At 64.7% G+C, this 12,036-nt stretch carries 13 protein-coding genes and 1 riboswitch; of the genes, 9 read left to right on the forward strand and 4 right to left on the reverse strand.

Annotated features, from left to right (window positions below; all coding sequences use genetic code 11):
- Positions 1-37 precede the first annotated feature (37 nt).
- A complete protein-coding gene (locus tag N3C64_RS11035) occupies positions 38-907 on the reverse strand; it encodes a branched-chain amino acid aminotransferase (RefSeq protein WP_218630553.1) in 870 nt (289 codons plus the stop codon).
- A 153-nt stretch (positions 908-1,060) separates the two neighbouring features.
- Here N3C64_RS11035 and N3C64_RS11040 point away from each other — a divergent pair, with 153 nt between their 5' ends.
- The 6 genes from N3C64_RS11040 to N3C64_RS11065 all read left to right on the forward strand — a co-directional run bounded on the left by N3C64_RS11040 (position 1,061) and on the right by N3C64_RS11065 (position 6,113).
- Positions 1,061-1,561: a MarR family winged helix-turn-helix transcriptional regulator gene (locus N3C64_RS11040; protein WP_218630554.1), complete on the forward strand. Its 501-nt coding sequence runs from the start codon at positions 1,061-1,063 to the stop codon at positions 1,559-1,561.
- Positions 1,561-2,280 (forward strand): response regulator, encoded by a 720-nt coding sequence (locus N3C64_RS11045; protein WP_218630555.1) that lies wholly within the window; start codon positions 1,561-1,563, stop codon positions 2,278-2,280. The genes N3C64_RS11040 and N3C64_RS11045 overlap by 1 nt, the downstream gene beginning before the upstream one ends.
- A 260-nt stretch (positions 2,281-2,540) precedes the next feature.
- Entirely contained in the window at positions 2,541-3,098 is a 558-nt protein-coding gene (gene petA, locus N3C64_RS11050; protein ID WP_218630556.1) for a ubiquinol-cytochrome c reductase iron-sulfur subunit, read from the forward strand.
- A 12-nt stretch (positions 3,099-3,110) separates the two neighbouring features.
- Positions 3,111-4,424: a cytochrome b gene (gene petB, locus N3C64_RS11055; RefSeq protein WP_218630557.1), complete on the forward strand. Its 1,314-nt coding sequence runs from the start codon at positions 3,111-3,113 to the stop codon at positions 4,422-4,424.
- A 15-nt stretch (positions 4,425-4,439) separates the two neighbouring features.
- A complete protein-coding gene (locus N3C64_RS11060) occupies positions 4,440-5,231 on the forward strand; it encodes a cytochrome c1 (RefSeq protein ID WP_218630640.1) in 792 nt (263 codons plus the stop codon).
- Positions 5,232-5,363: 132 nt separating this feature from the next.
- On the forward strand, positions 5,364-6,113 hold the full coding sequence (locus N3C64_RS11065) for an NYN domain-containing protein (protein ID WP_260014412.1): 750 nt from the start codon (positions 5,364-5,366) through the stop codon (positions 6,111-6,113).
- A gap of 6 nt (positions 6,114-6,119) precedes the next feature.
- Here the strand turns inward: N3C64_RS11065 and N3C64_RS11070 are convergent, their stop codons facing one another.
- The 3 genes from N3C64_RS11070 to aroC form a co-directional block, all read right to left on the reverse strand.
- Positions 6,120-6,749: a TetR/AcrR family transcriptional regulator gene (locus tag N3C64_RS11070; RefSeq protein ID WP_218630559.1), complete on the reverse strand. Its 630-nt coding sequence runs from the start codon at positions 6,747-6,749 to the stop codon at positions 6,120-6,122.
- A 74-nt stretch (positions 6,750-6,823) separates the two neighbouring features.
- Positions 6,824-7,429 carry a glutathione S-transferase family protein gene (locus tag N3C64_RS11075; RefSeq protein WP_236021185.1) on the reverse strand — a complete coding sequence of 202 codons (606 nt, stop codon included), beginning with the start codon at positions 7,427-7,429 and terminating at the stop codon, positions 6,824-6,826.
- A gap of 60 nt (positions 7,430-7,489) precedes the next feature.
- The gene (gene aroC / locus N3C64_RS11080) at positions 7,490-8,590 is read right to left on the reverse strand and encodes a chorismate synthase (protein ID WP_218630560.1); all 1,101 of its coding nucleotides are present in this window, start codon (positions 8,588-8,590) and stop codon (positions 7,490-7,492) included.
- A gap of 88 nt (positions 8,591-8,678) precedes the next feature.
- A riboswitch (TPP riboswitch) is annotated at positions 8,679-8,789 on the forward strand.
- A 36-nt stretch (positions 8,790-8,825) separates the two neighbouring features.
- On the opposite strand from aroC, the gene thiB reads away from it, so the two are divergent.
- Genes thiB through N3C64_RS11095 form a run of 3 tightly spaced genes read left to right on the forward strand, consistent with a single transcriptional unit; the run spans position 8,826 to position 12,011 of the window.
- Positions 8,826-9,812, forward strand: a complete 987-nt coding sequence (thiB, locus tag N3C64_RS11085; RefSeq protein ID WP_260014415.1) for a thiamine ABC transporter substrate binding subunit — start codon at positions 8,826-8,828, stop codon at positions 9,810-9,812.
- Entirely contained in the window at positions 9,788-11,332 is a 1,545-nt protein-coding gene (locus tag N3C64_RS11090) for a thiamine/thiamine pyrophosphate ABC transporter permease ThiP (protein ID WP_260014417.1), read from the forward strand. The genes thiB and N3C64_RS11090 overlap by 25 nt, the downstream gene beginning before the upstream one ends.
- Entirely contained in the window at positions 11,316-12,011 is a 696-nt protein-coding gene (locus tag N3C64_RS11095) for a thiamine ABC transporter ATP-binding protein (protein WP_260014419.1), read from the forward strand. Before N3C64_RS11090 ends, N3C64_RS11095 begins: the two co-directional genes overlap by 17 nt.
- The last annotated feature ends 25 nt before the right edge of the window (positions 12,012-12,036 follow it).

Below are 12,036 nucleotides of genomic sequence, written 5' to 3' on the forward strand. Positions count from 1 at the left end.
GCCCCGGGGCGCGCCTTTCCATTTCTGCTCTCGTGCATCAGGCGCGCACGAGACGCTCATAGCTTTCCGAGATATCGCGGGTCAGCGCACCCACTTCGAAGTGGAAGTCGCCGATCTGGCCCACCGGAGTGACCTCGGCGGCGGTGCCGGTCAGCCAGCACTGCTCGAACCCGGCCAGTTCCACCGGCTCGATGTGACGCTCGTGCACGGTGACGCCCTTTTCCTTGAGCATCTGGATCACGGTCTGACGGGTGAGACCGTTGAGGAAGCAATCGGGCTTGGGCGTATGAACCTCGCCATTCTTCACGAAGAAGACGTTCGCGCCGGTCGCCTCGGCCACATAGCCGCGATAATCCATCATCAGCGCGTCCGAGCAGCCCTTGGCCTCGGCGGCGTGTTTGGACATGGTGCAGATCATGTAAAGACCGGCGGCCTTGGCCTCGGACGGGATCGTCTTGGGGTCGGGACGGCGCCATTTCGAGATGTCGAGCTTGGCGCCCTTCATCTTGGCGTCGCCGTAATAGTTGCCCCACTCCCAGCCGGCCACAGCCAGACGGACCGGGTTGCGCTTGGCCGAGACACCCATGTCGTCGCCCGCGCCGCGCCAGGCAACCGCGCGCACATAGGCGTCTTTCCAGCCATTGGCGGCCAGCATGTCGTACTTGGCCTTCTCGATTTCCTCGACCGAGTAGGGGATCTCCATATCGAGCAGGTTGGCCGAGCGGTGCAGACGCTCGGAATGCTCCACGCTCTTGAAGATCTTGCCGTTGTAGCAGCGCTCGCCCTCGAAAACGGACGAGGCATAGTGCAGCGCGTGGGTCAGGACGTGGACCTTGGCGTTACGCCACTCCACCATCTGACCGTCCATCCAGATCCAGCCATCGCGATCATCATAAGCCCCGGCCATTTTATCCTCCTTCGGATCACCCGGTTTTTCGAATATTGCGCAGAAAATGTCCGCTTCGGACATAATATTGCGCAAATTGTGGGCTTCGGTAGCAATTGATTCTTGGAAAGTCAACATCGCTGACATAAAGTCACCGAAAAGAGAGGGTGATCAATGGCAGACAGCGGCACGCAGGGAGGCGAGACCCTGCTGTTCCTGACGGACGAGCAGTTGCGCAAGGGGATCGAGGCGATGTTCTTCGCCTATCGCGGCTTCACCGCCGACCCGGACCGAATCCTCGAGAAATACGCCTATGGGCGCGCCCATCACCGTGCCATTCACTTCATCAACCGTCAGCCCGGCCTGACGGTGACGACCCTCTTGTCGGTTCTGGGCGTGACCAAGCAGTCGCTCAACCGGGTGCTGCGCACGCTGATCGAGGATGGGCTGGTCGAAAGCCGCGTGGGCCGCAAGGACAAGCGCGAGCGGCATCTGTTCCTGACCGAAAAGGGCGAGGCGCTGGAGCGCGAACTCTCGGGCGCGCAGCGCGAGCGGATGCGCGCGGCCTATCGCGCCGCCGGGCCGCAGGCCGTCGCGGGCTTCCGCCAGGTGCTTGAGGCGATGATGGATTTCGAGATGCGCCGACACTACCAGATGATGAAGGACGGCACTTGATGGGCGGAACGGCAAATTCTCCGCATTTGCTGATCGTGGATGATGACGAACGCATCCGGGGGCTCTTGCACAAATTCCTAGCACGCAACGGTTTTCTGGTCACCGCTGCGCGCGATGCCGCCCATGCCCGGCGGCTGCTGGCGGGGCTGGAATTCAACCTGATCGTGCTTGATGTGATGATGCCGGGCGAGGACGGGCTGAGCCTGACGCGCGACCTGCGCGCCCGCAAGGTGGCCACGCCGGTCCTGCTGCTGACCGCACGCGGCGAGACCCGTGAGCGGATCGAGGGGCTTGAGGCAGGGGCCGACGACTATCTTGCAAAACCCTTCGAGCCGAAAGAACTGCTGCTGCGCATCAACGCGATCCTGCGGCGCGTCCCGACCGAAATTCAGACCGGGCCGAAATACATCAGCCTCGGGCCGCTGCGCTACGATCAGGACCGGGGCGAATTGTGGCAGGGCGAAGCGCCGGTGCGCCTGACGGCAACCGAGGTCGCGCTGATGCGCATCTTCGCCGCGCATTCCGGCGAGGTCGTCAGCCGCGCCGAACTGATCGACGAGTTGGGCCGCGATCGGGCTGGCAGTTCGGACGAGGGCGCAGGCGACCGCGCCGTCGACGTCCAGATCACCCGCCTGCGTCGCAAGATCGAGCCGGACCCGCGCGAGCCGCGCTATCTGCAGACGGTTCGCGGGCTGGGATACATGCTCGCCCCGGACTGAGTCGCACCGGCAACTGGGAACTGGCGGCCTCAGCGCCTTGCGCCATGGGCTTTCGCAATGTTTGCGCAAAACATACGCGCCATTTGCGGCAAAACACCCAAGCTACTGTTGCATCGCGGCAATTGGCCACGTCTGCACGTGAATGTCTGCTGGACTGACAGGTTTGTGATTGCTAAAGAACCCCCCATGTTCGGCGGCACTTAGTGCGGCCCGGCAAGTCGTATCGGCCTGATTTTCAGGCCCGGGAAGGGAGAAGATACGTGTCCCACGCAGAAGATCACGCAGGCACCCGGAGGGATTTCCTCTACTACGCGACCGCCGGCACCGGCGCCGTGGTTGCGGGCGCGGCCGTCTGGCCGCTTGTGAACCAGATGAACGCATCGGCTGACGTCAAGGCACTCGCCTCGATTTACGTCGATATCTCGGGCATCGAGCCCGGCACCCAGCTGACCGTCAAATGGCGCGGCAAGCCGGTGTTCATCCGCCGCCGCACCTCGGATGAAATCGACGCCGGACGCGCCGTCGATGTCACCACCCTTATCGACCAGTCGGCCGAGAATGCGAACAAGCCGGGCGCTGACGCCTCGGATGAGAACCGCACCCTCGACGACGCTGGCGAATGGCTGGTGATGATGGGCGTTTGCACCCACCTGGGCTGCGTCCCGCTTGGCGACGCTGGCGAATTCGGCGGCTGGTTCTGCCCCTGCCACGGCTCGCACTACGATACCGCCGGCCGCATCCGCAAGGGCCCCGCGCCGCGCAACCTCGATATTCCGGTGGCCCAGTTCACCGATGAATCCACGATCCTGCTGGGCTGAGGGAGAAGCTAAATGGCTGGAATTCCGCACGACCATTACGAGCCCAAGACGGGCATCGAGAAGTGGCTGCATTCGCGTCTGCCGATCGTGTCGCTGATTTACGACACCATCATGATCCCGACGCCGAAGAACCTGAACTGGTGGTGGATCTGGGGCATCGTCCTGGCCTTCTGCCTCGGGCTTCAGATCGTCACCGGCATCGTTCTGGTGATGCACTACACCCCCCATGTGGACCTGGCCTTCGCCTCGGTCGAGCATATCATGCGTGACGTGAACGGCGGCTACGCCATCCGTTACATGCACGCCAACGGCGCCTCGCTGTTCTTCCTTGCCGTCTACATCCACATCTTCCGCGGCCTCTACTACGGTTCGTACAAGGCCCCGCGCGAAGTGACCTGGATCGTCGGCATGGTGATCTATCTGATGATGATGGGCACCGCCTTCATGGGCTACGTGCTGCCGTGGGGCCAGATGTCGTTCTGGGGCGCCACCGTTATCACCGGTCTTTTCGGCGCGATTCCGGGCGTTGGCCCCGCGATCCAGGACTGGCTGCTTGGCGGACCGGCCGTGGACAACGCCACGCTCAACCGCTTCTTCTCGCTGCACTACCTGCTGCCCTTCGTGATCGCGGCCCTCGTCGCCGTTCACATCTGGGCCTTCCACACCACGGGCAACAACAACCCGGCCGGTGTCGAGGTGCGTCGCGGCTCGAAAGCCGAAGCCCAGAAAGACACCCTGCCCTTCTGGCCTTACTTCGTGGTGAAGGATCTCGTCGCGCTCGCGCTCGTCGTGACCATCTTCTTCGCGGTCGTCGGCTTCATGCCGAACTACCTCGGCCACCCGGACAACTACATCGAGGCGAACCCGCTCTCGACCCCGGCGCATATCGTGCCCGAATGGTACTTCCTGCCGTTCTACGCGATCCTGCGGGCCTTCACGGCCGACGTCTGGGCGGTGATCCTGGTCAACAAGATCACCTTCGGCATCGTTGACGCGAAGTTCTTCGGCGTTATCGCGATGTTCGGCGCGATCATCGCGATGGCCCTGGCTCCGTGGCTGGACACCTCTAAAGTCCGCTCAGGTCAGTTCCGTCCGATGTTCAAGTGGTGGTTCTGGCTGCTGGCGATCGACTTCGTCGTGCTGATGTGGGTTGGCGCGATGCCGACCGACGGGATCTACCCCTACATCTCGCTGATCGGCGCGACCTACTGGTTCGCCTACTTCTTCGTGATCCTGCCGCTTCTGGGCATCATCGAAAAGCCGCTGCCGATGCCGGCCACGGTCGAAGAAGACTTCAACAACCACTACGGCAACCCGGCCGAGTAAGAAACAGGACCTGAAATCATGAAAAAACTTCTGATCTCTGCCGTTTCCGCGCTCGTGCTTGGCGCCGGCTCGGCCTTTGCCGCGGGCAGCGAGGGGCATATCGAAGATATCGCCTTCTCGTTCGAAGGACCCTTCGGACGCTACGACCAGCAGCAGCTGCGCCGTGGCTTCCAGGTCTACCGTGAGGTCTGCGCCGGCTGTCACGGGCTCAAGTTCGTCCCGATCCGCTCGCTTGCGGATGAGGGCGGCCCGCAGATGAACCCCGACTGGGTGCGTGCCTTCGCGGCCGAACTCGACGAGGCCATCGACAAGGACACCGGCGAGCCGCGTCCGCGCAAGGAAACCGACATGTTCCCGACCCGCCAGGGCGAGGGCATGGGACCGGACCTGTCGCTCATGGCGAAGGCTCGTGCGGGCTTCCACGGCCCCTACGGCACCGGCATCAACCAGCTTGTCCGCGGCATCGGTGGCCCCGAGTATATCAGCGCCATCCTCACCGGCTTCAGCGGCGAGGAAAAAGAGGAAGCGGGTTCGTTCTTCTATGAGAACCACGCATTCCCGGGTGGCTGGATCGCGATGAGCCCGCCGCTCTCGGAAGACCTGGTCGAGTATGAAGACGGCACCCCGGCGACTGTCGAGCAGATGGCTGAGGACGTTTCGGCCTTCCTGATGTGGACCGCCGAACCCAAGCTGATGGGCCGCAAGAACATGGGCTTCACCGCCGTCATGCTTCTGGGCCTGCTGACCGTCCTGCTCTACCTGAGCAACAAGCGCCTCTGGGCGCCGTACAAGGGTAAGAAAGCCTGATCTCTCAGGTGATCGACTAAACGGCAACGCGCCCCCTCGGGGGCGCGTTTTCGTTTCCGCACTCGCGCGGTTGCTTTCCCATGGCAGCGCCTGCGGCAATGACCTACGATGCCCCCAATTCAAGGAGACCTCATGCCCGCCACTCGCGCCCCCCGTCTGTGCGTCCTGATCGACGCCGACAATGTCCCCGCAAGCTATGCCGAATCCATCTTCGAAGAGATCTCGGGTCTGGGCGAGGCTTCGGTTCGCCGGATTTATGGGGACTGGTCCTCGGCCCGGCTGACCGGGTGGGCGAAAAAGGTCAACGCGCTTGGCATGGTCGCCGATCAGCAGTTCTCGAACACCAAGGGCAAGAATGCCTCGGATATCGGCCTGGTGATCGCAGCGATGGATTTCCTGCACTCGGGGCTGTTCGACGGCTTCGTGCTGGTCTCGTCTGACAGCGACTTTACCCGCCTCGCCTCGCGTATCCGCGAGCAGGGGCTGGATGTCTATGGCATCGGCGAGCAGAAGACCCCCGAGGCCTTCCGTAACGCCTGCAAACGCTTCATCTATGTCGAGAACCTCGGCGCCGAGAACGCGCCAGCCGACACCTCGCCGCCGGAACCCGGCACCCCGGCCACCGAGCCGCCACGCAGCGAAACGACGAAGCTGCCGCCCTCGAAGGCCATCCCCATCGTCGTCGCCGCGATGAAGCGCATCGGGCTTGAGGAGGAATGGTATTCGCTTGGGCAACTGGGGCAGTTCATCACCCTGTCGCATCCCGACTTCGACACCCGCACCTATGGCGCGGCGAAGCTTTCGGACCTGCTCAAGAAGACCGGCCGTTTCGAAGTCAAACAGGGCCCGGGCAACCACCTGATCGTGCGCGACAAGGCCTGAGTGCGCTCAGCGCGCAGCCCCGTAGCGGGCCATGAACATCTCGATGGCTCCGTCGATAGTGCGCTTTACGTCGCGCGGCGCACAGCAGCTATCGACGCCGAAGATCAGCCGCGCGTGGATGTCTGCCTTGCACAACTCGGCGAACTGGTCTGCGGCCAGCTCAAAATCCTCAATCACCAGCTCGCCCCGGCTTGCCGCCTCGCGCAGGTAGTCCACCAGCCGCTCGCGCACCATGATCGGGCCGGAGTGGTAGAATTCATGCCCAAGCTGCGGGAAGCGGTCGCTTTCGGCGACACAGATGCGGAAGATGCCGCGCCCGAAATCCGAGGACATGAAGGCGATGATCTTCTCGGCGGCAAAGCGCAGCACGTCGCGCACCGGGGCCTGTCGGTGGATCAGTTCCACGGCCTCATCGGCCTGCCGCGCGCATTCGGTCTTGGCGACTTCCATGAACAGAAGCTGCTTGTCGGGGAAATAGCTGTAGAGCGTGGCTTTCGAAACGCCTGCTTCGCGCGCGATGTCATCGACCGAGGCCCCCTCGAACCCATCGCGCAGAAAGACCGTGCGTGCACCGTCCAGCACCTGAGCGAACTTGCGGCCCTTGCGGATCTTCGGTTTGGTCTCTGCCTCGGCCATGGGTCCTCCGTTCCGGCCACGCGCCGGACGGCCCAACATAAACCGTGCAGTTCAGCCGGGGCAAGGCCGGGCGATCAGCCTGCGATCAACTGCTCATCCCATTCCGCGACGGCGCGCAGCGAGGGGCGCGCCATGACCCGCGCCACCCAGTCGCGGATGACCGGCACGTCGGGCATGATCTGCGGAAACCAGCCGAAGGGCGAGAAGACCAGCAGATCGGCTGCGGTGAAGCGCTCGCCCATCAGGTAGGGGCCTTTCTCCAGCGCGGCGCGCAGCGTGTCGGCCATCTCGGCCGGGCCCCGGAACGTGGCGCGAAAAACCGGATGATCGACCTCCATCACCTGCCCCACCAGCACGGGTTCAATCACGCCCTGGTAGTAGAACAGCCACGAGAGGAACTCCCCCCGCCCCGCCTCGCCGGGGGCCGGGGCAAGGCTGGCCTCAGGGAAGGCCTCGCACAGGCTCAGCACGATGGCGCCGCGTTCGCGCACCGGGCCGGTCGGGGTGACGAGATAGGGCACCTTGCCCTCGGGGTGCGGATTCAGCGGGTCGCGTCCGCCCGAGCCATCCTGTCGCGGAATCGAAACCGGGCGGATCTCGACCCGGTCCGTGGCGCCAAGCTCATGGATCAGCGCAACGATGGTGGACGAACGACTACGCGGCGCGTGATAAAGGATCATGATCTGCCTCCCGACTCTGGTCGGCAGAGCATCGCACAGAACCGGCCCGCCCGCGAGAGATCAGCCGATGCGGCCGCGCACGCCACCGGTCTGGGCGCGATCCAGCAGCAGGTGATCGAGGATCACGCAGGCCATCATCGCCTCGGCCACCGGCACGGCGCGGATGCCCACGCAGGGGTCGTGGCGGCCCTTGGTGATCACCTCAACCTCTTCGCCCGCCGTGTTGATAGAACGGCGCGGCGTCAGGATCGACGAGGTCGGCTTAACCGAGAAGCGCACGACGATGGGCTGGCCAGTGGTGATCCCGCCAAGGATGCCGCCTGCGTGGTTCGACAGATACTCGGGGCCGTTCGGACCCATGACGATCTCGTCGGCATTCTCGATGCCGCTCAGCGCGGCGGCAGCCATGCCCTCGCCGATCTCGACACCCTTCACGGCGTTGATCGTCATCATGGCGGCAGCAAGGTCGCTGTCCATCTTGGCATAGATCGGCGCGCCGAGGCCGGGCGGGCAGCCCTCGGCCATCACTTCGATCATCGCGCCGACCGAGCTGTGCCCCTTGCGGATCGCGTCGAGATAGTCTGCCCATTCGGCGACCACGGCAGCATCGGGGATGAAGAACGGGTTACGCAGGATCTCGTCGCGGTCAAAGCGCGCGCGGTCGATATGCTTGGCGCCCATCTGCACCATATAGCCGGTGATCCGCAGATCGGGCGCCAGCGCCCTGAGCACCGCCTGCGCCACACCGCCGGCCGCCACCCGCGCCGCGGTTTCCCGCGCGCTGGAACGCCCGCCACCGCGATAGTCACGGATGCCGTATTTCTGGTGATAGGTGATGTCGGCATGGCCGGGGCGGAACTGCCGCGCGATCTCGCCGTAATCCTTGCTGCGCTGGTCGGTGTTCTCGATCATCAGCTGAATCGGGGTGCCGGTGCTCTTGCCCTCGAACACGCCCGAGAGGATGCGCACCTGATCGGGTTCCTGCCGCTGCGTGGTCATCTTGGACTGACCCGGACGGCGGCGGTCGAGGAAGACCTGGATGAACTCTTCCGTAATCTCGATGCCGGGAGGGCAGCCATCTACCGTGGCCCCAAGGGCGGGCCCGTGGCTTTCGCCCCAGGTGGTGACGCGGAACAGGTGACCGAAGGTGTTGAAGCTCATGGCGGCTCTCCTTTGGCCCTCGGATAAAGGCGCGGCGGGCCACACTCAAGCGATTTCCCTTGCGGGAAGCGCGCTTTGCCCTATGTTGCGCGCTACCTCGGGGTGCTGTGGGCGGTTTTGCCCAAGCTGAGATGCGCTATGCGAACCCGTTGAACCTGAACCGGTTAAGACCGGCGGAGGGAAGGTTTCCGGCTCGTCCCGGCCCCGACTCCGCCCGTCGGCTTTGGAGGACGAGATGAAGAAAACTCTGATGCTTGCGGGTCTTTTGGCTGCCAGCCCGGCGCTGGCCGACGAAAAGCCCGTGCTCACTGTCTATGCGCCCGAGTATTTCACCAGCGAATGGGGGCCGGGGCCTGCCATCGAGAAGGGCTTTGAAGAGGTCTGCGCCTGCGATCTGCAATTCGTGGCGGGCGACGTGCTGCCGCGCGTTCTGCTCGAAGGCGACAAGACCGAGGCCGATGTAGTGATCGGGCTGAACACCGACGTTCTGGCGCGCGCCCGTGCGACCGGCCTCTTTGCGCCGCATAACGAAGACACCTCGGCCCTGACCCTGCCGATCGCGTGGGATGACGACACCTTCCTGCCCTTCAACTGGAGCGAGACGGCCTTCATCTACGACAAGACCAAGCTCGCCAACCCTCCCGCCTCCTTCCAGGAGCTGCTGGATGCCCCGGACGATGCCTACAAGATTGCCATTCAGGATCCGCGCAGCTCGATCTCGGGTCTGGCGCTTCTGCTCTGGGTCAAGTCGGTCTATGGCGATCAGGCCGGTGAGGCTTGGGCCAAGCTTGCCCCCAAGATCCTGACCGTCACACCCGGCTGGTCCGAGGCCTATGGCCTCTTCACCGATGGCGAGGCCGATATGGTGCTCAGCTTCACCACCTCGCCCGCCTATCACATCATCGCTGAAGAGGATGACACCAAGGTCGCCGCGATCTTCCCAGAGGGGCATTACTTCATGACCGAGGTCGCCGCGCAGATAAAGACGACCGACACCCCCGAGCTGGCGCAATCCTTCATGTATTACATCCTGTCAGATGCATTCCAGGGCATGATCGCCACCGCGAACTGGTCCTATCCGGCCGTCATCAAAGAGGGCTTCCTGCCCGAGGGCTTCGCCGCCCTGCCGCGCCCGAAAAAGACCTTCTTCTATCCCGAGGATGAGGCCGAGGCCCTGCGTGTCCCGGCACTGGCGGAATGGGAAGCGGCGCTCGCGCACTGATCTGGCCCGCACTGGCCGCCACGCTGGTCGCGGCGCTGGTGCTGGTTCCCCTCGGCGCGGTGACGATCCGCGCCGGGGGTTTTGGCGGCTTGCGCGGGGGGGATCTCTCGGCGCTGTGGTTCACGCTCTGGCAGGCGGCGGTTTCAGCCGCGCTTTCATGCCTCTTGGCCCTGCCCGTGGCCCGCGCGCTGTTTCGGCGCCGCTTCACCGGGCGCGGGTTGCTGATCTCGCTGCTCGGCGCGCCCTTCATCCTGCCAACCGTGGTCGCGGTGATCGGGCTGATCGCAATTTTCGGGCGGCGCGGCATGGTCAACGCCGCACTTGGCGGGCTCGGCCTGCCCGAGTTCTCGATTTACGGCGCGCATGGGGTCATCCTTGCCCATGTCTTCTTCAACCTACCCTTGGCCACGCGCATGGTGCTGCATGGCTGGCAGGCGATCCCGTCCGAGCGGTTGCGTCTTGCCGCCTCGCTCGACTTTGGCCCGCCCGAGATCCAGCGCCATCTCGAATGGCCGATGCTGCGCAGCGTGCTGCCCGGCGCTTACCTTGCGATCTTCCTCGTCTGCCTGACGTCATTTGCCGTTGCGCTGATTCTGGGCGGCGGCCCCGGCGCCACCACGGTCGAAGTCGCGATCTATCAGGCCTTCCGCTTCGATTTCGACCTTGGACGCGCGGCCTCGCTGGCGCTGATGCAAGTGGCGATCTGCGTCGCGGCGCTAGCCCTTACCGCTTGGATCACCCGGGGCGAGAGCTTCGGCGCGGGCCTTGACCGCCCGCTGGCCACACCACTTGGGCAAGGCGCGCTCCTGCGGATGCAGGACGGGCTGGCGATCTCGGCGGCAACGGCGTTTCTCTTGCTGCCCATCGGCGCGATCCTGGCACGCGGCCTGCCCGCGCTGACCGATCTGCCGCCCTCGATCTGGGCCGCCACGCGCATCTCTCTCACCCTCGCCGGCGCATCGACCGCACTGACGCTGGCGCTTGCCCTGCCGCTCGCGCTGGCGGCCCCCCGCCACCGTTGGGCCGAGACCGCTGCGATGCTGCCCATGGCCGCCTCGGCTCTGGTCGTAGGCACGGGCCTCTTCCTGATCGCGCGGCCCTTCGTGAACCCCACAAGCCTGACGCTACCCGTCACCCTCATCGCCAACGCAACGCTCAGCCTGCCCTTCGCGGTGCGTATCCTGCTGCCCGAGGTCCGCACCCTGCAAAACGACTATGACCGGCTGGCGGCCTCGCTTGGCCTAAGCGGATTTGCCCGCCTGCGCTACCTGACGCTACCGCGCCTTGCCCGCCCACTGGGGTTCTCTGCGGGGATCGCGGCGGCATTCTCGATGGGCGATCTGGGGGTGATCACGCTCTTCTCAGACGGCCGCACACAAACCCTTCCCCTTGCGCTTTTTCAGCTGATGGGCGCCTATCGAATGGATCAGGCCGCCGCCGCCGCCTGCCTGCTCATGGCCCTCACCTTTGCCCTCTTCTGGGCCTGCGACCGGATCGGACACCATGCTGACCCTCGATAAGCTGCGCATCGAACAGGGCGAGTTCTCGCTGACCGCCGACCTGAGCGTGCCCACCGGCGCGCGCGTCGCGGTGATGGGCCCCTCGGGGGCAGGCAAATCAACGCTTTTCTCGACCATCGCAGGCTTCATCCAGCCTACCGCCGGGCGCATCCTGTGGAACGCCACCGAGCTGACCGAGATGCCCCCGGGCAGCCGCCCGCTCTCGATCCTCTTCCAGGACCAGAACCTGTTCCCGCACCTCAGCGTCGCGCAAAACCTCGGCCTCGGCCTCGACCCAAAGCTGCGCCTCAGCCGCACCGACCATGCCCGGATCACAGAGGCCCTCGCCCGTACCGGCCTGCAAGGGTTGGAAAACCGCAAACCTGCATCCCTCTCGGGCGGTCAGCAATCGCGCGTCGCATTGGCCCGCGCACTCCTGCGCGCGCGCCCGCTCCTGCTGCTCGATGAGCCTTTCGCCGCCCTCGGCCCGGCACTCAAGGCCGAGATGCTCGCCCTCGTGGCCGAAATCGCCGCCGAGCAGGGCACGACCGTCCTCATGGTCTCGCACGACCCCGACGACGCCCGCACGATCTGCCCCGACACGATCCTCGTGGCGGATGGCACAGCCCTCCCGCCCCAACCGACCGAAAGCCTGCTGAATAACCCACCCGAGGTCCTCAGGGCCTATCTCGGCCCCTGAGATTCTTCTTGGCCGAAATACCTTC

Source organism: Sedimentimonas flavescens, assembly GCF_025154035.1.
Classification (GTDB): Bacteria; Pseudomonadota; Alphaproteobacteria; order Rhodobacterales; family Rhodobacteraceae; genus Rhodobacter; species Rhodobacter flavescens.